The sequence below is a fragment of the Sphingomonas sp. S2-65 genome, from assembly GCF_021513175.1.
Classification (GTDB): Bacteria; Pseudomonadota; Alphaproteobacteria; order Sphingomonadales; family Sphingomonadaceae; genus Sphingomonas.
Map to the genome: position 1 here is coordinate 2,944,484 of NZ_CP090953.1, position 25,255 is coordinate 2,969,738.

Consider the following 25,255-nt stretch of genomic DNA (forward strand, 5'->3'; position numbering starts at 1 on the left):
GGTTCGCGAGGGGCAATCTGATCCGCGAGAGCTGTTGTAGTTTGATGCGGCACTGGGCAGACTGGCCGCAGGGGGTATTTCGATGGACGCGTTGCGGCTGGACAGGGTGGCGAAGCGCTTCGGCGACTTCGTGGCGGTGCAGGATCTGAGTTTCGGCGTCGCCCCTGGGGAGGTGTTCGGGTTCCTGGGCGGAAACGGCGCGGGCAAGACCACGTCGCTGCGCATGGTGCTCGACATATTGCGGCCGGACGCCGGGACGATCGCGGTGCTGGGGCGCCGGCCGGGGCGCGGCAACAGCGCACAACTGGGCTTCCTGCCCGAGGAGCGCGGGCTGTACCGCCAGATGACCGCGATCGACACGATCGTCTATTTCGGCCGGTTGAAGGGCATGTCCGCGGCCGATGCGCGCCGCGAAGGACTGGCGCTGCTGGACCGGTTCGGGCTCGCCGCGTTCGCGAAGACGACGGTCGACAAGCTTTCCAAGGGCATGGCGCAGAAGGTGCAGCTGGCCACCGCGGTGGTGAACCGTCCGGCGCTGCTGATCCTGGACGAGCCCTTCTCCGGGCTCGACCCGGTCAATCAGGGTTTGTTGGAGGATGAGATTCTGCGCGCCGCCAAAGGGGGAGCGGCGGTGGTGTTCTCCACCCATGTCATGCAGCATGCCGAGCGGCTGTGCGACCGGCTGCTGCTCCTCGCCAAGGGCCGCAAGCTGTTCGAGGGCACGCAGGATGCGGCACGCGCGACGCTGCCGGTGCAGCTGACCCTGACTGCCAGGCGGTGGCCGGGCGAACTGAGCGGCGTGCTGGACGCGCGGGAAGCTGGAGTGCCGGCGGACGGCTGGACGGCGTGGGAAGTGCGGCTGGAGCCCGGCACCGATCCCGGCGACATCCTGGAACAATGCACCACGCGCGGGTTCGCGCTGCGCCGGTTCGAACAGCGCCGGCCAAGCCTGCACGAAGTCTTTCTCCACATCGTCGGCGGCGCGGAGGTTCAGCCATGATCCAGCATATCCTGCTCGTGGCGGCACGGGAGTTCCGCCAGATCGCCATGACGCGCAGCTTTTGGCTGACGCTGCTGATCCTGCCGCTGGCGTTCGTCATCGGCCCGCTCGCCTCGCGCTTCATGGAAAAGTCCGAGACGCAGACGGTGATGCTGGTGGATCAGGCCGGTGGAGGTTCGGCGGCCGCGATCCGTCACCGGATAGAGCTGGACCAACAAGGCGCGGCCCTGGACAAGCTCGCCCGCCATGTGCGGCGGCATGACCTGCAAGCCGCCGCGCCGGATGCGCTGTGGACGCAGGAGGGCCGCTGGTACAGCGACGCCGATGTCGAGCGCTTCGTGCGCGAGGGCGGGGTGCAGGCCGCGCTGGCGAAGATCCGCGCGGTTTCGCCGAAGGATGCCGACGAGTTCGAAGTTCCGGACGCGGACTTCCGAGTGGTCGCCACGCCGGCCGAGGTCGAGAGGGCGTCGCCCGCCGCGCTCGACAGGGCGCTGGAGCCGCATCTGCGACCCGCAGCCGAGTCCAAGACCAAGCCGATCGATTATGTGGTGCTGATCCCGGCCGGCTTCGGTCCCTCGCCCAACATCCGCATCTGGACCAATGGGCAGCCGCGCGCGGACCTAGTCCAGAAGCTGCAGGGCGTGCTGACCCAGGAGCTGCGCATGCGCTACCTCCAGGCGAACGGCGTGGCCGCGTCGACCGCCGCCACCGCCGGCGTACTCGCGCCGGCGATCCAGGTGACCACGCCACCCGAAGGCGCCGGGCGCGAGCGCGTGATGATCCGATCGATCCTGCCGCTTGCTTGCGTGTACCTGTTGCTGATGTCGCTGCTCCTGTCGGGCAGCTGGTTGTTGCAGAGCACCGTGGAGGAGCGCAGCAACAAGCTGCTGGAAACCGTGATCGCCTGTGTCAGCCCCGACGAACTGATGTACGGCAAGCTGCTGGGCACGGTGGCGGTGGGGCTGTCGATGGTGGCGACCTGGGTCGCATGCGGGCTGTTCGCCGCGTTCTTCACGCAAGGCGCGATCGCCGACATCATCCGCCCGGCGCTGGAACCGATCTCGTCGCTCGGGAGCATCGCGACGATCCTGTTCTTCTTCATCGCGGGCTATCTGATGGTGTCGATGCTGTTCCTGGTGATCGGGGTGATGAGCGAATCGATGCGCGACGCCCAAGGCTATCTCACGCCGGTGATCGTGCTGCTGATGATGCCGATCTCGGTCATGATGCCGGCCGTGCTGCGCGGTGGGGCCGGTATGGGCATCCAGGTGATGACGTGGCTGCCGCTCTACACGCCGTTCGCGGTGCTGGCCCGACTGGGGACGGGGATGCCGGCGTGGGAAGTGATCGGCGCGGGCGCGGTGCTGGTGGTCTTCATCGCCGTGGAGCTGTTCCTGCTCGGCCGCGTGTTCCGGGCGAGCCTGTTGAACGGCGGCGGACGGCCGGGTCTGGGCGAAATCCTGGGGTTGATGCGCAATCGGGGCTGATTACTCGGGTGCGGATCAGGGCTGGCCCTTCGGCCATTCCTTCACGCGGATGTCGCGCACCGGATAGGGGATCTCGATGCCGTGATCCTTGAACAGCGCCCATAGCCGGTTGAGGACGTCGCTCCTTACATTGCCGACGCCGCTTTCGGGATCGCTGATCCAGCACAGGATCTCGTGCTCGACACCCTTTTCGCCGAACGCCGTCAGCCAGACATTGGCGCGCGGCGTTCCGAGCACGCGCGGACTTTCCTTAGCGGCGCGCAGCATCAAGTCCTGCGCCAGCTTGAGGTCGCAGCCATAAGCGACGGTCACCGGGATACGCACGCGGACGTTGCGGTCGGTATAGGACCAGTTCTCCACTTCCTGCGTCATCAGGTTCTCGTTGGGGATCAGATGCTCCTTGCCGTCGCGGGTGATGACGCTGACCGCGCGCACGCCGATCTTGTTCACCCAGCCGAAGCTTTCGCCGACGACGATCACGTCGCCCGGCTTGATCGAGCGGTCCATCAGCAGGATGATGCCCGCGATCAAATTGCCGACTGTCCTTTGCAGGCCGAAGCCGATGGCGAGCCCGAACGCGCCCGAAAAGACCGTGAAGGCAGTGAGGTCGATCTGGAGCAGGTCCACGCCGACGAAGAAGGCGGCCACCACCACCGCGATCGCGGCGAGCTTCTGGAAGAGCAGTTTCTGGGTGGCGTCGAAACCGCGCGCCTGGGCGATCGAATGCGACAGCACCCGGTTCACCAGCCGGACCGCGGCGAACAGCAGCAGCACGGTGATGCCGAAGGTCAGGACCGACAGAAGCGTGATCCTGCGGCGGCCGACCTGCACGCCGACGCGGTCGAACGTCGTTTCGATCACCATCAGCCCGCCGATCGCGTGCGACAGGATGGCCACAAAGGCGAGCGCCGCCAGGCTCCACGCGGCCCAGCGCGGCAAGTTCAGCCCGCGCAGCACGCCGCCCGCCAGCATCGCCACCGCGGTTGCCTGGACCAGGCCGACGACCAGCGCCGCGAGCGCGCTCCACGGCCAGGCAGCGGCGACCAGCGACAGCAGGATCGATGCCGCACCCCAGCGGACGATCTCGCACACGCGCAGTTGCAGCGTTTCGATCGGCTGGTGGACTCGCTCTGCCCAAGCCTGGGCGACTCGGATGCCGATTCGGCGGCCGGCCAGCCAGCCCAGCGCAAGGCCGAGCGCAGCCAAGGCCGCGGCAATCAGCGCCTCGGTCAGCTCGGTGGTTCCCGGCAAGTCGTGGCCCGCCAGCCAGTCGCCGAGCTGGTCCATCAGCCGCGTGCGTCCGCGAAGCGGGCGAGGCCGGCCTGGAGATCGGCGATGAGGTCTTCGGGGTCCTCGAGGCCGATTTGGAGACGGACTAGCGGACCTTCGGCGTGCCAGGTGGTGACCGAGCGATGGCGCTGCGGATCGACCGGGATGGCCAGGCTTTCGAAGCCGCCCCAGCTGTATCCGATGCCGAAATGCTCGAGCCCGTCGATCAGCGCGCTGCGCGCGGCGTCGTTGCCGCCGTTCAGCACGAAGGAGAACAGGCCCGACGCGCCCTTGAAGTCGCGGGCGAAGATGGCGTGGCCCGGACAGTCGGGAAGCGCGGGGTGCAGCACGCGGGCGATTTCCGGGCGGGTCTTGAGCCACTGTGCGATCCGCAGCGCCGATCGGCCATGCTGGTCGAGCCGGACCGCCATCGTGCGCAGCCCGCGCGCGCCGAGCCAGGCATCGTCGGGGCTGGCGGTCTGGCCCAGTTCATAGGTCGCGGCGCGCAGCCGCTGGTACTGGCCGGGTGCCGCAGTGACCGAGCCGAGCATCACGTCGGAATGGCCGACGATGTATTTGGTGCAGGCCAGGATCGTATAATCGACGCCGAGCTCGATCACCGGGAACAGCAGCGGCGTCGCCCAGGTATTGTCGATCAGGGTGGTGATGCCGCGTTCCTTGGCGACGGAGACGATCGCCGGCACATCCTGCACTTCGAAGGTCAGGCTGCCCGGGCTTTCCATCAGGATCGCCTTGGTACGATCGGTGCAGAGATCGGCGATCCCGGCGCCGATCAACGGATCGTAGAAGATGGTCTCGACTCCGAAGCGCTTGAGCATGCCCGTCGCGAAGTTGCGGGTAGGATCATAGGCGCTGTCGGGCATCAGCAGCTGGTCGCCGGGTTCCAGCACCGCGAGCAGCGCGGTGGTCAGCGCGGCGACGCCCGAGGGGTAGAGCAGGGTGGCTTCGGCGCCTGGCTCCAGCTCGGTGAGCGCGTCGGCGAGCGACCACTGCGTGGGCGTGCCACGCCGGCCGTAGAACAGCTTGTGGTGCGTGTCGGCGGCCCCGCGTCCGCGCAGCTCGGCGACCGAGTCATAAAGGATGGTCGATGCACGCCACACCGGCGGATTGACGATGCCCTGAGTCCATTCCGGCTTGCGGCCGGCGGAAACGATGCGCGTGGCGTCCTTCTTCATGCCGGCCCCATAGCCTTTGGCGTAGCCGGATCGGCACCCCATTCCGACCAGCTGCCGTCGTACAGGGCTGCATCATGGCCGAGCAGATGTGCGGCGAACAGGATCACCGCCGCGGTGATGCCCGATCCGCAGGTGGCGACCAGTGGCCGCGCGGGGTCGATGCCGGCATCGGCGAACAGCTGTGCGATCTCCCGGGGGTTCTTCCAGCGGTCATCGGGCTGGAAGAAGCTGCCATACGGGATGTTCCTGGATCCCGGAATGTGGCCCGAGCCGCAGCCTGGGCGTGGATCGAGTTCCTCGCCGGTGAAGCGCGCGGCGGAGCGCGCGTCCGCGACCTGCTCCTGGCCGTCGGCAAGATTGGCCAGCATCTGCGCCAAGCTGCGCGTGTCGGTCAGCGACGGGCCAGCGGCGAAATCGCCCGGACCGGCCGCGGGGACTTCGGTGTCGACCGGCCGGCTCTCGCGCTTCCACGTGGCCAGACCACCGTCGAGCAGCGCGGCGTCGAGCCCCGCGGTCCGCAGCACCACCCAGGCGCGGCACGCGCTATGATGGGGACCATTCTCATAGAGGACGACTTGCGTGCCTCGATTGACTCCCAGGGCGCGCAGGCGATCGGCGACCTGCTCGGGCGAGGGCAGCGTCGACGGTAGCGGATCGGTCGCGTCCACCAGCGTGTCCAGATCGAGGAACCGCGCGCCGGGGATATGCCCCGCGGCATAGTCCGCCTTCGGATCGTTGGCCGGGGTGCCCGGCAGCTTGGAGGTGTAGCTCGCATCGAGCACGACGAGATCCGGCGCGTCCAGCCTTTCGGCCAGCCAGTCGGTAGGTACCAGCGCTTCCATGATCGCGGTCTAGGAGGATGCAAAGCGTCGGGCAAACCCCTACATGGCCGGCCATGGACGCAAAGCATCTCGGCAAGGCCTCGACTCTCCCTGATTCGCCCGAAGCGGCGGAGCTCGATTACGTACCCAATCCCCGGCCCGGCAGCCGCTACATGATCCGCTTCGCCGCGCCGGAGTTCACCTCGCTGTGCCCGATCACCGGCCAGCCCGACTTCGCGCACCTGGTGATCGACTATGTGCCGGGCGAGACGATCGTCGAGTCCAAGTCGCTCAAGCTGTTCCTGGGAAGCTTCCGCAACCATGGCGCCTTTCACGAGGACTGCACCGTCGGCATCGGCGAGCGGCTGTTCGCGGAAATGAAGCCCTTATGGCTGCGGATCGGCGGATATTGGTATCCGCGCGGCGGCATCCCGATCGACGTGTTTTGGCAATCGGGCGAGGCGCCGGCGGGTGTGTGGATCCCGGCGCAGGACGTGCCGGGCTATCGCGGCCGCGGCTAACTTGAATCATATTGCGCTGCAACATCCCTGCAACCATATTCCCTCTGCTGAGTTGAGCAGATTGTAACGGGTGCGACGCGCCTGGTTTGTTTGCAGCAGCGAAGGAGTGGGGATGTTGCCGTCGATGAACGGGCCGCAGATCGGTCATCTTGCGCTGATCGGAAACTTCCTTCCGCGCAAGTGCGGGTTGGCCACCTACACGACGGATACGTACCTTGCGCTGAAGCAGCGGTTCCCCGAGCTTCAAGTCGACGTTTATGCGATGGACGACCATCCCGGGCGCTACGACTATCCCCCGGCGGTTACCCGGGCGATCCCGCAGGATGAACGCTGCGCCTATCTCGACGCCGCGCGCGCGATCGAAGCGAGCGGCGCGCAGGCGCTGTGGATCCAGCACGAATATGGCATCTATGGCGGCGCGGCCGGCGAGTTCCTGCTGGCGCTGACCGACCGGTTGTCGATCCCGGTGATCACTACGCTGCATACCATTTTGGAAAAGCCCAGCGCCGACGAGCGCCGCGTGATGGACGCGCTGTTGCGCCGCTCCGAGCGGGTGATCGTCATGGCCGAGAAGGGCCGCGACATCCTGAAGCGCGTCCACGGCGTCGACGACAAGAAGATCGTGATGATCCCGCACGGCGTGCCGGATCGCCAGTTCGCCGATCCCGACACGCTGAAGCCGGCGTTCGGCTGGGAAGGCCGCGAAGTGATCCTGACGTTCGGGCTGCTCGCGCCGAACAAGGGCATCGAGACGATGATCTCGGCGCTGCCGCAGGTGGTCTCCAAGCATCCCGACGCGCTATATGTGGTGCTGGGGGCAACCCACCCGAACCTGGTGGCGCATGAAGGCGAAGCCTATCGTGACCGGCTGAAGGCGCTGGCCGAGGCGCGCGGCGTCGCCGAGCATGTCCAGTTCATCGACGCATTCGTCGATTATGACGATCTGATCGACTATCTTCAGGCGTCGGACCTATACGTCACGCCCTACAGCAATCCTGCGCAGATCACCTCTGGCACGCTGTCCTACGCCGTCGGCGTGGGCAAGCCGGTGATCTCGACGCCCTATATCCATGCGACCGAGATCCTGGACCAGGATCACGGCGTGCTGGTCGATTTCGGCGACAGCGCCGGCTTCGCCACCGAAATCGACCGCCTGCTGTCGGATAAGGTGGCGCGTGCGGCACTGTCCCAGCGGGCCTATGCGCGCGGCCGGACGATGATCTGGTCGCGCCTTGCGGAGAATGCCATGACCGAGCTTAACGGGATGCTGGGAAAGGCCCCGCGTCAGCTCGGCCGGCCCACCGCAGAGATGACGCCGCTGAAGCCTGACCTCGCTGCGGTCGAGCGGATGAGCGACTCCACCGGCATGCTCCAGCACTCGATCTATTCGGTGCCGGACCGCCGCCACGGATATTGCATCGACGACAACGCCCGCGCGTTGATCCTGATGTGCAAGATCGACGACATCGACGAGACGCTCCGCGACAAGTGGACCAGCATCTACGCGTCGTTCGTCCAATATGCCTGGAATCCCGACGCGCGCCGTTTCCGCAACTTCATGAACTTCGACCGGACCTGGTGCGAGGACGTGGGATCTGAGGACTCGAACGGCCGCGCGATCTGGGCGCTGGGTGTCACCGCGCGCGATGCACGGGCGCAGAAGCACCGCGATTGGGCGTCGATGCTGTTCGACACCACCGCATCGATCGCACTCGAACTGCAGGCGCCACGCGCTCATGCCTTCGCGATGCTTGGCGCGGCTGCCATGATCGAGGCGCATCCCGGCCATTCGCTCTCGCGCGACATCCTGACCCGCTATGGTGAAGAGCTGATCACGCTGCTCGACGAGGCCCGCCGGCCCGAATGGCAGTGGTTCGAGATCGTTCTCGCCTATGACAATGCCCGGCTGCCTGAGGCGCTGCTGCGTGCCGGCAAGGTGCTCGGCCGCAAGGACTTTATCGATGTCGGGCTGGAAACGCTCGACTGGATCGTCGGCCGCCAGACCTCGCCCGAGGGCCGTTTCCGCGCCGTCGGATCGGAAAGCTTCGGCCGGCCCTACGCCGAACCGCTGCAGTTCGACCAGCAGCCACTGGAAGCGCAGGCGACTGTCGACGCCTGTGTCGCGGCGCATGAAGCGACCGGCGACGCGCGCTGGATGGACGAGGCGCTGAAGGCCTATCGCTGGTATCTGGGTGCGAACGACCTGGAGCTGCCGCTGGCCACTGCCCAGGATGGCGGCTGCTTCGACGGGCTGATGCCCAGCGGCCTCAACCGCAATCAGGGCGCGGAGTCGATCCTGGCGCTTCAACTGGCGAATTGCGCGATTTCTGCTCTTGGAAAGCGCGCGCAAAACGTGTCAACAACCCGCCGAGCCGCCGTCGCCTGAGTTTCAAGGCGACGGTGCGGTAGAGTTCAGGTCCTTTCGGGGGGTCAATGCTGGAATTGTTCAACCACTCGCTGCGCTTGCGCGCAGATCCTTCGCGCGTGGTGGTCCGCCCCTTTCATATCGCCTGGCAGTCGAGCAACGGGGGCCCAAGCCGCACCGAGCGGCTGGTCCGCGAAGTACTGGCGATGGCGCCCGATGTCGCGCGTGCGCAGCTCGAGGCCGTGCTCAAGGATTTCGAGGCGCGCCATTGGCAGACGCGCCGCGTGTTCATGACTCGCTATGACGAGATCGAGAAGCTGCTGAAGCTCGACGGAAGCCAGATCGGCGACGAGAAGCGCCAGCTGATCGGCGCCTATTTCTGCCACGAATACAGTTATGCCGCGGCGGCGCTGATGAACCCGAGCGCGGTGCCGCATTACGACCAGACCGGCATGCCGGCGGGCAGCATGCGCATCCTGATGTCGCTGCGCTCGGTGGGCGAAGGACACATCTCGTCGGTGGCCTTCCGCGAAGGCATCATCACCGACGACAATGAGATGATGCTGGCGCCCGAGCCGCCCTTCGCAACCTCCGCGGACGCGCGCGAGGAGGACGAGAGCCGGGTGCCCGAAGGCCCGGTGACCGTCTACCGGCACCGCGATTCCACGCTGTCGGGCACCGTGCTCTTTCCGATCACCCGCGCCCAGTCGAATGGCCTGGAAGATCTGCGCATCACCCATTTCCACCACGACGACGGCGCGGAGGAGTGGATCGGTACCTACACCGCCTACAACGGCTCGGTGATCCAGTCGGAGCTGCTGCGCACCCGCGATTTCCGCGCGTTCGACATGGTGCCGATGAGCGGCAGCGCGGCGCGCAACAAGGGGATGGCGCTGTTCCCGCGCAAGGTGAATGGCAAGTACATGATGATCGGCCGTCAGGACGGCGAGAACATCTTCCTCCATGCCTCCGACGACATCACCCATTGGGAAGGCGGCGAGCTGCTGATCAAGCCGCAATATCCCTGGGAGCTGGTCCAGATGGGCAATTGCGGCCCGCCGATCGAGATCGACGAGGGCTGGCTGGTGCTCACCCACGGCGTTGGCGCGATGCGCAAATATTCGATCGGCGCGGCGCTGCTCGACAAGAACGACCCGTCCAAGGTGCTGGCGCGCTCGACCGAGGCACTGCTCGCCGCCGCCGATCAGGATCGCGAGGGCTATGTGCCCAACGTGGTCTATACCTGCGGCGCGATCCGCCACGGCGACAAGCTGTTCATCCCGTACGGGGTGGCCGACAGTTCGGTCGCCTTCGCATTCGTCGGCATCCGCTCGCTGCTCGAAAGCATGGCCTGATGACGGGCGGGGCGGAGCGCGAGCGTCCGGTCCCGCCGCCGTCCGTGCCCCCGGCCCTCGCCGCGCTGGTGGATGGCGCCCGCTGCTACCGCAACCTGGTGGGAGAGGCGGGGGCGGCGGTGTACCGCATCGCCAGTGCCGACGGATCGGCCTCGTATCTCAAGCATGGCACCGGGCAAGTTGCGCAGGACCTTGCCGATGAAGCGGCGCGGCTTCGCTGGCTTTATGGCCGCATCGCAGTGCCGGAGGTTCGGCAGTTCCTGCTCGATGGCGACGCGGCCTGGCTGGTCACCTCGGCACTGCCCGGGCGCACTGCCTATCAATGCCTCGAAGCCGAGCCTGAACGAGCGACGGCGCTGGTCGACGCACTGGCAGGGTTCCTGCGCGACTTGCATGCGCTTCCCGCCGCCGCATGCCCATTCAATGCCGATCACTTGCTCCGTCTCGCCCAAGCCGAACAGCGGCTCCGTGACGGCCTGATCGATGCCGAGGATTTCGGCGACGATCACCAAGGCTGGTCGCCCGAGCGGCTATGGGAGAAGCTCACCGGCATGCTCCCGCTCCGGACCGAGCGCGTGGTGACGCATGGCGACTTCTCGCTCGACAATATCTTGGTCGAGGGCGGGCGGATCGTCGGCTGCATCGATGTCGGCCGGGCCGGTATCGCCGATCCATATCAGGACCTCGCGATCCTGTGGGACAATCTAGGCGCGGTCGACGATGCGCTGCAGGCGCGGCTTTTCGCCGCTTATGGCATCGCCGAACCCGACGCGCACCGGATCGCCTTCCACCTCGCGCTCGACGAGTGCTTCTAGGCCAGGCGAACACGCCCTTCGCGTGCGCCTCGTCGCTTTCGGGGATCGCTGCTCTTGTAATCGCCTGACCTGCCCCATAGTTTGAGGGTGCGGGCCGGGCCCCTCTGGCGCTCGTCTTCGGACGGACGTGATGTCGGACCGCATCGAGTTAGCTCGGTGCAGGCCTATACGTTTCCGGTCTCTTCGCGGCTGACTCGATCGATCCATTTTCGATTGGAGAGAGGCAGTGAATCACTTCACCTACAATTTGATCCGCCTGCACGGGCAACTCGACGAGCAGATCCGCCGCGAGTTGAAGCAGCGCATGCCCGACGGCTTCAAGCTGCTCCGGCTCAAGAAGCTGCGGCTGCGCATCAAGGACCGGCTGCACGCGCGCATGCCGCAGATCCAGCCGGCGTGATCGCACGCGTCTGACTCAACAGCTTCCGGCGCGGCGCTCGCAGGTGCCGCGGCGGAAGCCTTGTCCGCAGGAACCATCATGACAGCAATCGCAACAATCGCGCTCGGCCTGAGCATATTCGCCGCCGCGCCGGTCGGGGCCGCCACGCACACCCACACCCTGGTCGTCGACCATCCCTCCGGGCCGGTCGACGCGCGCTATCGCGGCAGGGTGATTGTCGAACACCAGCAGATCGGCTCGGTGGCCCCGCCAGGACGCGGTGCGACGCTACGCTGCGCCTGGACCGCGCGGCTCGCGGTCGACCGGACGGCGACCACCCCTTCCAAAGCAGCCGCTTCGCGCAGCTTCGTTACCGACGGCATCATGCGCGGGAGCCGGCCGGGATGGTGCAGCGCCGCTCGCTCCGCCATCGCCGGCGAGGTTGCCTCCCGCCTGTCCAACGCCGATGTACATCTCGCCGCAGCAGCACGGGCGGATCATCCCGTGCTGCTCGCCGAAATCGATCGGCTGGCGGGCCCAGCCTGACCCTTATCGCGCCTTGCGGCGGGTATAGATGTAGAGCGCGGCGGTGATCGCGAGGAATGCCAGGGTGCCGCCAGCCAGCGCATAAGGCGCGAAGCCGGGGCCAGTCACCGCCAGCGGCGCCTCGCTGCCCGTCTCATAGACGATGCCGGCGTAGAGCACACCGAACAGGCTGTCGCCGACGATCATGCCCGTGGCCATCAGCACGCCCATCCGCTTGACGAATTCGGGATCGCGGGCATGATCGGCGGCGCGGTCGTAGAACCAGCCAATCACCGCGCCGACCACCACCGTCAGCGTCACGCCCATCGGCAGATAGATGCCCAGGCCCACGGCAAGCGGCGGCATGCGCAGCCTGGTCGTGGTGCGGGCCAGCACTTCATCGACCAGGATCACGCCCGCGCCGATCAGCGCGCCGATCCCGATCAGGTCCCAGCGCAGATCGCCGCCCAGCACGCCCTTGGCGAGGCTGGAGATCAACGCGGCCTGCGGGGCGGGGAGCGCGTCGGCGCTGGCGCCGGGCACCCCGGCAAAGCCGAATGAGGCGTTGAGCACGCTGAGCACCGGCGGGATCACCAGGCTGCCGAACACGACGCCGAGCACCAATGCGACCTGCTGCTTCCACGGCGTCGCGCCGACAAGCTGGCCGGTCTTGAGATCCTGGAGATTGTCGTTGGAGATCGTCGCCACGCCGAAGACGATGCCGGTGACGATGAGCGCATAGGCGATCAGCGCCTGTGTGGTGCCCGGATCGACTTCGCGGCCGAACATTGCGACCAGCATCAGCGAGGCGGCGACGATCGAGAGGATGCCGATGCCCGACACCGGGCTGTTCGACGCGCCGATCAGGCCGGCCATGTAGCCGCACACCGATGCGATCACGAGCCCGAGCACCAGCACGAAGACCAAAGATCCGGCGATCAGCATGACGGCCGATCCTTCCAGCGGGCCGCCGGCGAGCACGTCCCAGAGGAGCCAGGCGATCGGGAACAGCGTCCCGAGGCAGACCAGCCCAATCACGCCGATCGGCAAGTCGCGCTCGCCGACTTCGACGATCGCGCCGCCGCGTGCCGCACGCGACGCGGCCAGCGAGGAACGGATCCCGCCGGCGACCGGGCCGATGATCTTGAACAGCGTCCAGATCGCGGCGATGCCGATGGTGCCGGCACCCAGGAAGCGCACGTCGCTGCGGAAGACGGCATTGGCCACTTCCTCGGCGGTGCCGGGAAGGCCGGCGCTCAGGATCGGCAGCGCGATCCACCAGCCGATCACGACGCCCGCCAGGATGGCGAGGCCGACGGTGAGGCCGACCAGATGCCCGGCACCGATCAGCGCGAACTGAAGACCGCCGATCACGCCGGTGGCGCCGGAGCCGGCCTTGAAGAAGGCGGCGCCCTCTTCGGCAGCGAGGCGCATCCGCGTGAGCACCGCGAAGCCGGCGGCGGCCAGCGAATTGACCAGGATGACCTTGAGCCCCTTGGCGCTTTCCTCACCGCCCTCGCGGCTTTCGGCGCCGACCTTGAGCACTTCGGCGGCGGCGCGGCCCTCGGGATAGGGGAGTTCGGGCGAATCGACGACGAGCGCGCGGCGCAGCGGCACCGAGAACATCACCCCCAATATGCCACCGGTCATCGTGATCGCGGCAGTGGTCACATAGGGAAAGCCGTTCCACCAGCCGATCATGACCAGGCCGGGCAGCACGAAGATGATCGCAGCGAGCGTGCCCGCCGCGCTCGCCACCGTCTGGACGATGTTGTTCTCGAGGATCGTCGAATTGGGGAAGAAGCGCAGGATCGCCATCGAGATCACCGCTGCCGGGATCGACGTGGCGAAGGTCAGGCCGATCTTGAGCCCGAGATAGACATTGGCCGCAGTGAACAGCAGCGTGATCGCGCCGCCCAGCAGCACGCCGCGCAGCGTGAGTTCAAGCGGCGCACGCGCCCCGGATACCGTCGCCAAATCCATGCTCCCCAAATTCAAGCGGGCGTTATGGCGCGGTTCTCAGCCCCTGAACAGCCCGCCGAGCACCCCCCGCACCAGCCGTGCGCCGAGCGACTGCGAGCGCCGCCCGCGTCCGCCGAGGACCTCGCGGCCAAGCTCGTTGGCGACCTGGCGGCCGAGCGACGATCCCGCCGCCCTGGTGGCGGAGCGGGCCATGTCGTTCCACGGCGATGTCTGCTGCGCCCGGCTGGTGGCGATGCGGCTACGCTCGGTTTCCTTGGCGATCCGGGCATTCTCCTTGTCGATCCGCGCCTGGGTCTTGAGCGTTTCCTCGTGCGTCTCGGCTTCCAGCGCGGCGGCCGCCGCTTCGTCGGCCTTCGCGCTGAGGATCTCCTCGGCGGACTCGCGGTCGATCGCGGTGTCATAGCGGTCGCCCACGCCATCGGTATCGATGAGCACGCGGCGTTCCTCCGCCGACACCGGGCCGACGCGCGAGCCTGGTGCCCGGATCAGCGCCCGTTCGACCGGGGCGGGTGATCCATCGGCCTGGAGAAGCGAGACCAAGGCCTCTCCAACCTTCAATTCGGTGATCGCCTGCGCGACGTCGAGCCGGGGGTTGGGCCGGAAGGTCTCGGCGGCGGCGCGCACCGCCTTGGCATCCTTGGGCGTGAAGGCGCGCAGCGCGTGCTGGATCCGGTTGCCGAGCTGGCCGGCGACATCCTCGGGAATATCGATCGGGTTCTGGGTGACGAAATAGACGCCGACGCCCTTGGAGCGGATCAGCCGCACGACCTGTTCGATCTTGTCGAGCAGCGCCTTGGGCGCGTCGTCGAACAGCAGGTGCGCCTCGTCGAAGAAGAACACCAGGGTCGGTTTGTCGGGGTCGCCGATCTCGGGCAGCGTCTCGAACAGCTCGGACAGCAGCCATAGCAGGAAGCTGGCATAGAGCCTGGGGGAGGCCATCAGCTTGTCGGCGGCTAGGACATTGACGATGCCGCGTCCGCTTTCGTCGGTGCGCAGGAACTCGGCGATGTCGAGCGCGGGTTCGCCGAAGAACTTGTCGCCACCCTGGGTGCGTAATTGCAGCAACTGGCGCTGGATCGCACCGACGCTCGCCTTGCCGACATTGCCGAACTGGGTGGAAAGCTCCGCCGAGCGCTCGGCGCAGTGAGCGAGCATCGCCTGGAGATCGTCCAGGTCGAGCAGGAGCAGCTCTTCCTGGTCGGCGACATGGAAGGCGATGGTCAGCACGCCTTCCTGAGTCTCGTTCAGGCCCATCAGCCGGGCGAGCAGCAGCGGCCCCATCTCGGAAACGGTGGTGCGCACCGGATGGCCTTGCTCGCCGAACAGGTCCCAGAACTGCACCGGCGCGGCATCGTAGCGCCAATCGGCGTCGCCGATCTCGGCGGCGCGCGCGGCAAAGGCGGCGTGGGTCTTTGCGGTGGGGGAGCCGGTCATGCCCAGCCCGGCAAGGTCGCCCTTCACATCGGCGACGAACACCGGGACGCCTGCGGCGGAGAAACCCTCGGCCAGGCTTTGCAGGGTGACCGTCTTGCCGGTGCCAGTGGCACCCGCGATCAGCCCATGGCGGTTGGCGCGGTGGAGAAGAAGCGTCTGGCGCGCACCGTCGGTGCTGGCGCCGATAAAGATGTCGGTCATTGCCACCCCATAGCAGGATGACGGGAGAATAGCGCGGGCGGCGGCCGGGTTACCAGCCGCCGCCGCACATCGGATCAGCGGCGCGGGTCGATATTGACGCCGACGAACGCCGAATTGCCGCGGATGTTGACATAGAGCAGCACCTGCGTCCGGCCTGCGGTGCGCGCTTCCTGCACTGCCCGGGTGATGTCGGCTGCCGATGCGACCGGGGTGGCGTTCACCCGGGTGATGACGGCGCCACGGCGCAGACCCTTGGTCGCTGCATCGCTGTTCGGATCGACGCTGAGCACCACGACGCCGCGAACGGACTGATCCAGTCCGAGCGAGCGGGCGATCTGCGGGGTCAGCGGCTGCACGGCGAGGCCAAGCGACGACGACGAGGACTGCGGCGCCTGCGGCCCGTTATCCTCGGCGTCGGGGTCGAAGCCAGGACCCGAGATCGCCGCCATTTCCTCTTCCGAAGGACGCGTGCCGACGGTGGCGCTCAGCTGCTGGCGGCGACCGTCGCGCAGCACGTCCAGGTTGACGCGCGTGCCCGGCTTCTGGCGTGCGATCAGATAGGTCAGCGTCTGCTCCGGCGTGATTTCCTGGCCGTTCAGCGCCAGCACCACGTCCCCGGCGCGCAGACCAGCCCGCTCACCAGGCTGGCCAGGCTCGACCCGGCCGACGATTTCGCCCTTGCCCTTGTTTACGCCAAGCGCGCCGGCGATGTCGTCGGTGACCGGCTGGATCTGGATCCCCAGATAGCCGCGGGTGACCGTCTCGCCCTTCATCAGCGTGTCGACGATGGGCTTGGCCTGCTCGGCGGGAATCGCGAAGCCGATGCCGACATTGCCGCCGGTGGGCGACAGGATCTGCGAGTTGATGCCGATGACATTGCCCTGAAGGTCGAACATCGGGCCGCCCGAATTGCCCCGGTTGATCGAGGCATCGGTCTGGATGAAGCGGTCATACGGACCGACGCCGACGCGGTTCACCGCCGAGACGATACCGGCCGACACCGTGCCCGACAGGCCGAACGGATTGCCGATCGCCACCACCCAGTCGCCGACGCGCGCCTGGCGCGAGTCGCCGAAGCGGACGAAGGGGAAGTTGCTGCCCTGGATCTTGAGGACCGCGAGGTCCGAAGCGACGTCCCGGCCGACCAGCTTGGCGGTGAATTCGCGCCGGTCGGGCAGCGTGACGGTGATCGATTCGACTGTCGCGCCCTGGGTGCCGGCCGAGACCACATGGTTGTTGGTGACGATGTAGCCGTCGTTGGAGATCAGAAAGCCCGAGCCGAGCGATTGTGCTTCCTGGGTGCGCGCGCCGCCGCCGCTGCCGCCGCGCGGGCCGCCGAAGAACTGCTCGAACGGCGTGCCCTGGAACGGGTTCTGCTGCTGCGGCACGGTGATGCGCTGGGTGGTCGAGATGTTGACCACCGCGGGCTGAAGCCGCGCGACCAGATCGGCGAAGCTCATCGGCGCGCCGCCGCGCGGTGCGCTGGCCTGGATCGCACCCGGTTCGTTCTGCGCGGTCTGCGCGCCGGCCGGATGCTCGAGAGTCATGACGGCGGCGGCGCCGCTCAGTGCAAGGGCAGTGGTAATAGCGTATGCATAACGCACGTGCGGAAATCCTCTCAAAGGATGAAGAAGCGTTCGAAGCAGACTCTTGCGCCGGATTGCTGAACGGCGTTTGAATATGAACGAACGGAAAAGCTCATCGTTGCCCCATGAACTCACGTAGGTAGCTGTTCTGCGGGGACAAGATGATCTGGGTGTCGCCCTTGCCTTCGCCCTGCGCCAGGAACGTGTTCCGATAGGACTGCATGGCGCGGTAGAAGTCGTAGAAGGCGGGATCCTTGTTGAACGCCTGGGCATAGATCTGCGCGGCCTGTGCCTGGGCGGTGGCGCGGATGATCTGCGCTTCCTTCAGGCCTTGCGCCTTGATCGTCGCGGCCTCCTGCCGGCGTGAAGTCGCCATGCGTTCCAGCGCGCTGTTGAGCGGCGAACCGTCGGGAAGCTCGGTCTGCTTGATCCGGACGTCGACGATCTCGACGCCATATTGGCTTGCGAGCCGCTGGAGCGAGGCCTGGATGTTGTCCATCACTTCGCCACGCTCGGGGCTCAGCAGGATTTCGGAGCGGCGCGTGCCCAGTTCGTTGCGCAGCGACGAGCGCAGCAGCGGCTGGAGCTGGTCGCGTACCCGCTCCTCGCTGCCCACCGTCACCACCATGCGCAGCGGATCGACGACCCGGAAGCGGGCATAGGCGTCGATCTCGAGGCGGAGCTGGTCGGTCGAAAGTACCGGCTCGTTGGGTAGGTCGACATCGAGCACGCGCTTGTCGACCCACACGACGCGGTCGACGAACGGGATGCGGAAGAACGGCCCCGCCTGGGTGCGGCCGAACTGCTCGCCGGGACGATAGGCGTTGATGGTGCGAAGCGGCTGCTCGAGCCGCAACACGACGACCTGCTTGGTTTCGGGCACGATCGCGACGGTGCTCAGCACCACGAACACCGCGGCGAGCGCCAGGACCGCCAGCGCGATCGGGTTGCGCATCCAGGTCCGGTTCACTTGGTCGCTCCTGCCTGGGGCTCGGCCTGTGGCGCCACCTGCTGCGCGTTGGCGCCGCCATTGCCGCGCATCGCCGGCAGCGGCAGGTACGGGGTCACGCCCGGCGCCTCGACGATCGTCTTGTTGGTACGCGCCAGAACCTGCTCCATCGTCTCGTAATACATCCGCCGCCGCGTCACTTCGGGCGCGAGCTTGTATTGTTCGTAGATCTTGTCGAACTCGGCCGCCTCGCCCTGTGCCCCGGCGATGATCTGCTGGGCATAGGCGTTGGCGTTGTTCTTGTTGGTCTGCGCCTCCTGCTGGGCGGCGGTGACCTGCTTGAAGTCCTCGTCGACTGCCTGGGGTGCCGCGGCCTTCTGGATCGCCACGCCCTGGATGCGGATGCCGGAATTGTACTCGTCCAGGATTTGCTGGATCATCACCTGGACCTGGCCCTCGATCCGCGCGCGGCCTTCGCCGATCGCGTCGTTCAGGCTGGTGGTGGCGATCACCGCGCGCATCGCGCTCTCGGCCGTCGCGCGCACCGTGTCGGTCGGCTTGGCGATCTGGAAGACGTAATCGGGTGCGCTGCGGATGTCCCAGCGTACCGAATAGGCCAGATCGACGATGTTCTGGTCGCCGGTCAGCATCAAATTCTCGCCGCCGGTCGGGAAGTTTTCGGTCCGGATGTTCGCGACGTCGACGATCTCGACCATCTGCAGCGGTGCCGGCAATGTCAGCCGCACGCCGGGGGTGAGCGTGCCGGCATAGCTGCCGAGCGACGTCACCACGCCGCGCTCGCGCGGGCCGATCGGATGAATGCTGGTATAGAGCACCCACACCGCCAGCAGCGCGCCGATCACCATCAGCCACAGCCGGCTGCCGCTCGGGATCCCGGGCAGGCTAGGCCCGCCGCCGCGCCGCGCGCGCTGCCACAGCTCGTCGAGCGACCCGCCGCCGCCCGGCTTGGGACGCCGTCCCTCGGGCGGAAAGGACCAGGGATTGCGCGGGCCGTTGCCGCCGCCGTTCCCGCCGTCGCCATTGCCCGAACCGCCGCCGCTTCCGCCGCTGCCCCAGGGGCCGCGGGGAGCCTCGTTCTTCAAAATGGCGGCAAGCGCGCGCCAGCGCAGTGAGTTCACCATGGAGCCTTTATAAGTACCCGGCCACGGATTTACAGTGGCGTGACGCGATTGTGCGCTTATGTCCCCCTGCCATGACCATCGCAGCAGAAATCCAGGCGCTGCTCGCCCCAGTGGCGGCGGGCCGTGCAACCGCCCGCTTCGACGCCGGCCGCGCCGACATCGTCCTCGACGTCACCGGCCTCGCCCCCGCCACGCGCGAGGCGCTGGAAGCCGATGTCCGCGCCGCTGCCGCGTCGGTCGCGGGCGTCACCGAAGTGCGCGTGCTCCAGACCAGCGAGCGCCGCGTGCGCCGGCTGATCGCAGTCGCCAGCGGCAAGGGTGGGGTGGGCAAGTCCACCGTCGCCGCCAACCTCGCCATCGCGCTGGCCCGCCGGGGCCGCCGCGTCGGGCTGGTCGATGCGGACATCTACGGCCCGTCGCAGCCCAAATTGCTCTCGGTCGAAGGCATACGGCCCGAGGCGCGCGACAAGACGATGATCCCGATCCCCACGCGCTTCGGCGTGCCGATGCTGTCGATGGGCGGCCTCGTCGCCGAAGGGCAGGCGGTCGCGTGGCGCGGGCCGATGGCCGGCAGTGCGCTGACCCAGATGATCGACGCCGACTGGGGCGATGCCGAGATCCTGATCCTCGACCTGCCGCCCGGCACCGGCGACGTGCAGCTTACCATGATCCAGAAGCACAAGCCGGCCGGCGCGGTGATCGTCTCCACGCCCCAGGACCTGGCGCTGATCGATGCGACGCGCGCCATCGACTTGTTCACCAAGGTCGGCGTCCCGGTGATCGGGTTGATCGAGAACATGTCGGGCTATGCCTGCCCGCATTGCGGCGAGGTCTCGCACCCGTTCGGCGAAGGGGGTGCCGAGCGCGCGGCGGCGAAGATGGACCTGCCCTTCCTCGGCCGCATCCCGCTGGAGATGGCGATCCGGACAGCCTCGGACACAGGGCAGCCGCCGGCGGCGGGGAACGGGCCGGAGGCGGAGACGTTCGCCGCTCTGGCGGCCAGGCTGGACGAATGGCTCGCCGCATAAGGAGAGCCGAGCCATGCCGTTGACCCGCGACGACGATATCCGCGCCCTGCTGGAGGAAACCCGCACCATCGCGATGATCGGCGCGTCCGACCGCCCCGACCGGCCGAGCTACGGCGTCATGGCGTACCTCCAGAGCCGCGGCTACCGCGTGATCCCGGTCAATCCGCAGATCACCGGCGAGCATGTCCACGGCGAATTCGTCTTCCGCGAACTCAGCCAGATCGGCGAGCCGATCGACATGGTCGACATCTTCCGCCGCCCCCAGGCCGCCGGAGAGGCAGTGGACGAGGCGATCGCGGCCGGCGCCAAGTCGGTATGGCTTCAGATCGGCGTGATCAACGAAGAAGCAGCCGCCCGCGCCGAAGCTGCCGGGCTGAAAGTGGTGATGGACCGCTGCCCCAAGATCGACATTCCGCGGTTGGGCGTGGAGCGGGTGGGCGAATAATCCTCGTCACCCCGGGCTTGACCCGGGGTCCGCTCCCTCGTTGCCGGCAGAAGAAGCGGGATCCCGGCTCAAGGCCGGGATGACGAAGACCCTTCATCCAACCCCCTGTCACCCCGGGCTTGACCCGGGGTCCCGCTTCTTCCTTCCTGTGCGGATGGGCCACGGTGGCGGCTACGTTTACATCATGGCGGACCGCTACCGCGGGACGATGTACGTCGGCGTCACGTCCGATCTCGCCGCACGGGTGAACCAGCATCGCAACGGCGACGGCTCGGACTTCTGCAAGCGTTACGGATTGCACCGGCTGGTGTGGGCTGAGCACGCACCCGCGATTACCGACGCGATCTCGCACGAGAAACGGCTGAAGCGGTGGCAACGTGAGTGGAAGTTCGCGCTGATCGAGCGCGGCAATCCCGAATGGCGCGATCTCTTCGATACGCTAGTCTGAACCCGAAGAAAGCGGGACCCCGGGTCAAGCCCGGGGTGACAGAGGATGCAGAGCCCCTCCATCCCCCCAAACCTCGTCACCCCGGGCTCGACTCGGGGTCCCGCTTCACGCCAGCCCCTCCATCGCCTCCACCAGCCGCTCGACATCGCGCGCATCCTGGTACAGCCCGAAGCCGATCCGCAGCACGTCGCCACGCACGTCGACGATCACGTCCTGCGCATCCAGCGCGTCTTTCCACGCCGCCGCGCGCGGCGCGCGCAGCGCCACGAAGCGTGCCGGCGATCCCGGGTTCAACAGCTCCGCCTCGACCGGCAACGCCGCCAGCAACCGCGCACGCAGATCGTCGGTATGCGCGCTGATCGCCGCAGTGGTCAGCCCTTCGTGCGCCAGCATGTCGCGCACCGCCACGAAGCGGTAGATGCCCGAGGGATCGAACGTCGCCCCCAGGAAGCGCCGCGCGTCGGGTGCATAGCCCACCTGCCCGGGCGGCAGCGCCAGGTCGTCGAACTCGGCATACCAGCCGGTGATCTCCGGCCGCGGCCCGAAGCCCGGCGGCGCGTGCATAAAGGCGCAGCCCTCGCCCGCCATCGCGTATTTGTACCCGCCGGCCATGTAGAACACGCTATCGGCCACCGCCGACAGGTCGGTCGGCACCGCCATGAAGCCGTGATAGCCGTCAATCACCACCCAAGGACCCTCGGGCCGGGCGAGCGCCGCCAGCGCTTCGATGTCCTCGAACACCCGCCCGGTGCCGAACTGGACATGGCTGGCGAAGATCAGGTCGTGCTTGCCGCGGCTCGCACGCTCGGCCAGCTGCGCCATCGGCACCCGCTCGACCCTCGCCGCGCCGCTCTCTTCCCAGCGTTCGCTCTGACGGCGGAAGCTGTGGAACTCGCCGTCGCTCGCCAGGATGCGTAGCGGCCGGCGGGGCAAAGCGGAGGCAATGCGCAACAGCAATGCATGCGTGTTCGGCGCGAACACCACGGTGTCGGGCGAGGGCAGGTTCAGCTCGGCGGCGACATGGTCCTGCGCGCCGGGCCAGATCTCGTCCATCACTCGCCCCCATTTGCGGTCGGCAAGCCGGGCGGCGTCCTCCCAGGCGGCAAGCTGGCCAAGATAGGACGCGTCGGGCCACAGATGATGGCTGTGCGCGGCGAAGTGGGTGCGGTCGGGCGCGGCGGCGATCGCGCGTTGGAACAGGTGCTTGTAGCTGGCGCTCACAGGTCGGTCCGCAGCGACCAGAGTTCGGGAAAGGCGCGCTTGGTCAGCGTCGATTCCAGATAGGACACGCCAGCGGTGCCGCCGGTGCCCATCTTCATGCCGATCACCCGGCTGACGGTCACCACATGCTTGTGCCGCCACGTCGCCATCGCATCGTCAATATCGACCAGCTTCTCGGCCAGCTGGTACAGGTCCCAGTGCGTGGCGGTGTCGCGATAGACCTGCGTCCAGGCGGCCTGCACGCCGTCGCTCGGCTGGTAGGGCTGGGCCCAATCGCGGAGAAGTGCCGCCTCGGGCACCGCGAACCCCGCGCGGGCAAGCGCCGCATTGGCATCGTCCCACAGGCTCGGCGCCCGCGCATATTCGCTGCTCAGCGGCCCCGGCACGCCGCCGCCGCGCAGGCCGAGCAGCACCTCTACCGCGCGGAACTGGTCGGACTGGAAGCCCGAGCTCGGCCCCAACACTTCACGGAACCGCGTATAATCGCTCGGCGTCATCGTCGCGAGCACGTCCCAGCTCAGCGTCATCACCGCCTGGATGCGGCTGACCCGCGCCAGGTTCTTATACGCCTCGATCAGCTTGCCGGCCCGCACCAGATCCTTGGCCAGCAGCAGCTCGGCGATGATCTGCTTGAGCCACAATTCCTTGGTCTGGTGGATGATGATGAACAGCAGCTCGTCATGCCGGTCCGACAGCGGATGCTGCGCGTCGAGCAGCTGGTCGAGGGCGAGGTAGCGCCCATAGGTCATGGGTTCGGTCATGGCCGCGATCCTAGGCGCTCCAGGCCTCGGGCGCCACGACGATCAGCCGAGCGGGCCCGGCACGCCCCGGCGGCGCTTCCAATCGAGCGGTACGGGGATGCGCTGGTCCCAGCGTCCTCCCCATGCCGGGGAAAGTCCCTGTGCCTGCAATGCCGCGACGATGTCGTTCGCGACCTGCAATGCGGGAGCCTCGCCCTCCTCGCACGCGCCATAGGCGAGGTAGACGCCGTGCCCCTCCACCGCGGCATCGGTGTCCTGGAAATGGTAGAAGGCGTAGCCATGGGCGGGCAGCCCCGCGTCCCGCGCAGCCTGGACCTCTTCCCAAATCTCGTTCGATCCGCAGGTCATGCAGCAGGTGAAGTTCTGTCGGGCGATGATCCCGTCATGCTCCAAAGCGGCAAAGGCGGCGTCGAGCCGGTCGCAATCGGTGACCGCCGGCCAGCTTTTCTCGGCCTCGGCGTGGTCGGCAAGTACCTCGCGCAGGATGCGTGGCGCTTCGCGGCGGACGAGCGCGGGATCGATCTCTTCTTCGAAATAGTCCGCCACGTTGGTGAGGATCACATCCTCGTCGTCAAAGCCCGCCGCGACGTCCCGGCGGATCTTGTCGCGCAGTTCCTCGACCGGATCGGCCGCTGCTTCCGAAGGCGCTTCTGGCGCAGGCGGCGGCGCGGACTCGCTTTCGCGAGTCCGGCCGAACAGTCGGTCAAACAAGGCCTTCATCTCGATCTCCAACCGATCGCGCGGCCGCTCAGTCGCGCAGCAGCTCGTTGATCCCGGTCTTGCTGCGCGTCTGCGCGTCCACCGTCTTGACGATCACCGCGCAGTATAGCGACGGCCCGCCCTCGGCGCCCGGCAGTGATCCCGGCACCACCACGGCATAGGGCGGGACTTCGCCGCGATGGACCTGGCCGGTCGCGCGATCGACGATCTTGGTCGATGCGCCCAGATACACGCCCATCGACAGCACCGCGCCTTCGCCGACGCGGACGCCCTCGGCCACTTCCGAGCGCGCGCCGATGAAGGCGCCGTCGCCGATGATCACTGGGTCGGCCTGGAGCGGCTCGAGCACGCCGCCGATGCCCGCGCCGCCCGAGATGTGGACGTTCCGCCCGATCTGCGCGCAGCTGCCCACCGTCGCCCAGGTATCGACCATCGTGCCTTCACCGACATAGGCGCCGATGTTGACGAAGCTCGGCATCAGCACTGCGCCCTTGCCGATGAACGATCCGCGGCGCACGACGCTGCCCGGCACCGCGCGGAAGCCGGCGGTGCGGAACGCGGCATCGTCCCAGTCGGCGAACTTCAACGGCACCTTGTCGAACCAGCCGCCCTGCATCGGCGCGTTGTCGTTCAGGCGGAAGCTGAGCAGGACTGCCTTTTTGAGCCACTGATTGACTCGCCAGCCGCCGTCCACCGGCTCCGCCACCCGCGCTTCGCCGCGGTCGAGCAGTCCCAGCGCCTCGTTCACTGCGTCGCGCACCGGCCCTTTCGTGGTCAGCCCCAGCTCGGTGCGGTTTTCCCACGCGGCGTCGATGGTGGTTTGCAGGTCGCTCAACTCAGTCCTCCAATATGTCGTGCAGCCAGGACCCCAGGTCGCTGACGGTGTAGTCGATGAAGCTGCGATCCTCGCCCGGCGCTTGCTCCGATCCATTGTCGATCCACACGGTGACCATGCCGATCTCCTTGGCCGGCTTCAGGTTGCGCGCCATGTCCTCGACGAACAGCGACTCCCTGGGGTCGATACCATATGCCTGGCACATGCTCTGATAGGCATCGGGATGCGGCTTGGGCCGATAGTCGGTGGCGTGGACGTCGTGCACCGCCTCGAAGGTGCGGCCCAGGCCGAGCCGGTCGAGCACCTTCTCGGCATAAGGCGCGTCGCCATTGGTGAACACCAGCTTGCGCCCTGGCAGCCGCGCCAGCGCCTGGATCAGCGCCTCGTTCTGCTCCAGCACGCTCATGTCCACGTCGTGGACGAAGTCGAGATAATGATATGGGTCCACTGCATGCTCGGCCATCAGCCCGGCCAATGTGGTGCCGTGCGCGTGGAAATAGCCTTTCTGCACGCGATGCGCCTCTTCGGGAGAGCAATTGAGCAGCGTTCGGACATACTCCCCGATCCGCGCATCGATCATCGCGAACAGGTTCGCGCTGACCGGATACAGCGTGTTGTCGAGGTCGAATATCCAGTTGCGGACGTGCGACAGGGCCGGGATCATGGCGCGGGGTTAGGCGCGCGGGCCCGGGCTATCAAGCACGTCTTTGCGCCCCAAGGCAGCGCGAAGCGGACGAGTTTCGCTTGTCCGCAGCCGAACAGAACTATC

At 67.3% G+C, this 25,255-nt stretch carries 24 protein-coding genes; 11 read left to right on the forward strand and 13 right to left on the reverse strand.

The annotated features are described in order from the left end of the window. Positions 1 to 82: 82 nt before the first annotated feature. Both LZ586_RS13905 and LZ586_RS13910 read left to right on the forward strand, forming a co-directional pair. Entirely contained in the window at positions 83 to 1,000 is a 918-nt protein-coding gene (locus tag LZ586_RS13905; protein WP_235076877.1) for an ABC transporter ATP-binding protein, read from the forward strand. Further along, the gene (locus LZ586_RS13910; protein WP_235076878.1) at positions 997 to 2,487 is read left to right on the forward strand and encodes an ABC transporter permease; all 1,491 of its coding nucleotides are present in this window, start codon (positions 997 to 999) and stop codon (positions 2,485 to 2,487) included. The genes LZ586_RS13905 and LZ586_RS13910 overlap by 4 nt, the downstream gene beginning before the upstream one ends. 15 nt (positions 2,488 to 2,502) lie before the next feature. Here LZ586_RS13910 and LZ586_RS13915 read toward each other — a convergent pair whose 3' ends face one another. Genes LZ586_RS13915 through LZ586_RS13925 form a run of 3 tightly spaced genes read right to left on the reverse strand, consistent with a single transcriptional unit; the run spans position 2,503 to position 5,794 of the window. Next, complete coding sequence (locus tag LZ586_RS13915) at positions 2,503 to 3,774, reverse strand: mechanosensitive ion channel family protein (protein WP_235076879.1); 1,272 nt, start codon at positions 3,772 to 3,774, stop codon at positions 2,503 to 2,505. Then, positions 3,774 to 4,952, reverse strand: a complete 1,179-nt coding sequence (gene metC, locus LZ586_RS13920; RefSeq protein WP_235076880.1) for a cystathionine beta-lyase — start codon at positions 4,950 to 4,952, stop codon at positions 3,774 to 3,776. The genes LZ586_RS13915 and metC overlap by 1 nt, the downstream gene beginning before the upstream one ends. Then, positions 4,949 to 5,794 carry a sulfurtransferase gene (locus LZ586_RS13925; protein WP_235076881.1) on the reverse strand — a complete coding sequence of 282 codons (846 nt, stop codon included), beginning with the start codon at positions 5,792 to 5,794 and terminating at the stop codon, positions 4,949 to 4,951. Before LZ586_RS13925 ends, metC begins: the two co-directional genes overlap by 4 nt. A 53-nt stretch (positions 5,795 to 5,847) precedes the next feature. On the opposite strand from LZ586_RS13925, the gene queF reads away from it, so the two are divergent. The 6 genes from queF to LZ586_RS13955 all read left to right on the forward strand — a co-directional run bounded on the left by queF (position 5,848) and on the right by LZ586_RS13955 (position 11,754). Beyond that, positions 5,848 to 6,294, forward strand: a complete 447-nt coding sequence (gene queF, locus LZ586_RS13930) for a preQ(1) synthase (RefSeq protein WP_235076882.1) — start codon at positions 5,848 to 5,850, stop codon at positions 6,292 to 6,294. 112 nt (positions 6,295 to 6,406) lie between these two features. Next, positions 6,407 to 8,680, forward strand: coding sequence for a glycosyltransferase family 4 protein (locus LZ586_RS13935; RefSeq protein ID WP_235076883.1), 2,274 nt, complete (start codon positions 6,407 to 6,409; stop codon positions 8,678 to 8,680). Between the two features lie 47 nt (positions 8,681 to 8,727). Then, positions 8,728 to 10,014: a glycoside hydrolase family 130 protein gene (locus LZ586_RS13940; RefSeq protein ID WP_235076884.1), complete on the forward strand. Its 1,287-nt coding sequence runs from the start codon at positions 8,728 to 8,730 to the stop codon at positions 10,012 to 10,014. Next, complete coding sequence (locus LZ586_RS13945) at positions 10,014 to 10,829, forward strand: APH(3') family aminoglycoside O-phosphotransferase (RefSeq protein ID WP_235076885.1); 816 nt, start codon at positions 10,014 to 10,016, stop codon at positions 10,827 to 10,829. The genes LZ586_RS13940 and LZ586_RS13945 overlap by 1 nt, the downstream gene beginning before the upstream one ends. A gap of 226 nt (positions 10,830 to 11,055) precedes the next feature. Next, the gene (locus LZ586_RS13950; RefSeq protein ID WP_235076886.1) at positions 11,056 to 11,229 is read left to right on the forward strand and encodes a DUF465 domain-containing protein; all 174 of its coding nucleotides are present in this window, start codon (positions 11,056 to 11,058) and stop codon (positions 11,227 to 11,229) included. A gap of 78 nt (positions 11,230 to 11,307) precedes the next feature. After that, complete coding sequence (locus tag LZ586_RS13955) at positions 11,308 to 11,754, forward strand: hypothetical protein (RefSeq protein WP_235076887.1); 447 nt, start codon at positions 11,308 to 11,310, stop codon at positions 11,752 to 11,754. A 3-nt stretch (positions 11,755 to 11,757) separates the two neighbouring features. Here the strand turns inward: LZ586_RS13955 and LZ586_RS13960 are convergent, their stop codons facing one another. The 5 genes from LZ586_RS13960 to hflK all read right to left on the reverse strand — a co-directional run bounded on the left by LZ586_RS13960 (position 11,758) and on the right by hflK (position 19,028). Continuing rightward, positions 11,758 to 13,710 (reverse strand): OPT family oligopeptide transporter, encoded by a 1,953-nt coding sequence (locus LZ586_RS13960; protein WP_413777293.1) that lies wholly within the window; start codon positions 13,708 to 13,710, stop codon positions 11,758 to 11,760. A 42-nt stretch (positions 13,711 to 13,752) separates the two neighbouring features. Further along, positions 13,753 to 15,351 carry a helicase HerA-like domain-containing protein gene (locus tag LZ586_RS13965; protein WP_235076889.1) on the reverse strand — a complete coding sequence of 533 codons (1,599 nt, stop codon included), beginning with the start codon at positions 15,349 to 15,351 and terminating at the stop codon, positions 13,753 to 13,755. Between the two features lie 74 nt (positions 15,352 to 15,425). After that, positions 15,426 to 16,955 carry a Do family serine endopeptidase gene (locus tag LZ586_RS13970; RefSeq protein WP_235076890.1) on the reverse strand — a complete coding sequence of 510 codons (1,530 nt, stop codon included), beginning with the start codon at positions 16,953 to 16,955 and terminating at the stop codon, positions 15,426 to 15,428. Between the two features lie 94 nt (positions 16,956 to 17,049). Continuing rightward, positions 17,050 to 17,892, reverse strand: coding sequence for a protease modulator HflC (gene hflC, locus LZ586_RS13975; RefSeq protein WP_413777344.1), 843 nt, complete (start codon positions 17,890 to 17,892; stop codon positions 17,050 to 17,052). Between the two features lie 11 nt (positions 17,893 to 17,903). Next, positions 17,904 to 19,028: a protease modulator HflK gene (hflK, locus tag LZ586_RS13980; RefSeq protein WP_235076892.1), complete on the reverse strand. Its 1,125-nt coding sequence runs from the start codon at positions 19,026 to 19,028 to the stop codon at positions 17,904 to 17,906. Positions 19,029 to 19,099: 71 nt separating this feature from the next. Here hflK and LZ586_RS13985 point away from each other — a divergent pair, with 71 nt between their 5' ends. The 3 genes from LZ586_RS13985 to LZ586_RS13995 all read left to right on the forward strand — a co-directional run bounded on the left by LZ586_RS13985 (position 19,100) and on the right by LZ586_RS13995 (position 20,949). Continuing rightward, positions 19,100 to 20,056: an Mrp/NBP35 family ATP-binding protein gene (locus tag LZ586_RS13985; protein ID WP_235076893.1), complete on the forward strand. Its 957-nt coding sequence runs from the start codon at positions 19,100 to 19,102 to the stop codon at positions 20,054 to 20,056. A gap of 13 nt (positions 20,057 to 20,069) precedes the next feature. Beyond that, the gene (locus tag LZ586_RS13990; protein WP_235076894.1) at positions 20,070 to 20,501 is read left to right on the forward strand and encodes a CoA-binding protein; all 432 of its coding nucleotides are present in this window, start codon (positions 20,070 to 20,072) and stop codon (positions 20,499 to 20,501) included. A 154-nt stretch (positions 20,502 to 20,655) separates the two neighbouring features. Further along, on the forward strand, positions 20,656 to 20,949 hold the full coding sequence (locus LZ586_RS13995; protein ID WP_235076895.1) for a GIY-YIG nuclease family protein: 294 nt from the start codon (positions 20,656 to 20,658) through the stop codon (positions 20,947 to 20,949). Between the two features lie 105 nt (positions 20,950 to 21,054). Here the strand turns inward: LZ586_RS13995 and LZ586_RS14000 are convergent, their stop codons facing one another. Genes LZ586_RS14000 through LZ586_RS14020 form a run of 5 tightly spaced genes read right to left on the reverse strand, consistent with a single transcriptional unit; the run spans position 21,055 to position 25,150 of the window. Then, the gene (locus LZ586_RS14000; protein WP_235076896.1) at positions 21,055 to 22,170 is read right to left on the reverse strand and encodes an aminotransferase class V-fold PLP-dependent enzyme; all 1,116 of its coding nucleotides are present in this window, start codon (positions 22,168 to 22,170) and stop codon (positions 21,055 to 21,057) included. Further along, positions 22,167 to 22,931 (reverse strand): tryptophan 2,3-dioxygenase, encoded by a 765-nt coding sequence (locus LZ586_RS14005; protein ID WP_235076897.1) that lies wholly within the window; start codon positions 22,929 to 22,931, stop codon positions 22,167 to 22,169. Before LZ586_RS14005 ends, LZ586_RS14000 begins: the two co-directional genes overlap by 4 nt. 42 nt (positions 22,932 to 22,973) lie before the next feature. Then, positions 22,974 to 23,651: a DUF6891 domain-containing protein gene (locus LZ586_RS14010; RefSeq protein ID WP_235076898.1), complete on the reverse strand. Its 678-nt coding sequence runs from the start codon at positions 23,649 to 23,651 to the stop codon at positions 22,974 to 22,976. 28 nt (positions 23,652 to 23,679) lie between these two features. Then, positions 23,680 to 24,486 carry a 2,3,4,5-tetrahydropyridine-2,6-dicarboxylate N-succinyltransferase gene (gene dapD / locus LZ586_RS14015; protein WP_235076899.1) on the reverse strand — a complete coding sequence of 269 codons (807 nt, stop codon included), beginning with the start codon at positions 24,484 to 24,486 and terminating at the stop codon, positions 23,680 to 23,682. Between the two features lies 1 nt (position 24,487). Next, complete coding sequence (locus tag LZ586_RS14020; protein WP_235076900.1) at positions 24,488 to 25,150, reverse strand: pyrimidine 5'-nucleotidase; 663 nt, start codon at positions 25,148 to 25,150, stop codon at positions 24,488 to 24,490. Positions 25,151 to 25,255 lie beyond the last annotated feature (105 nt).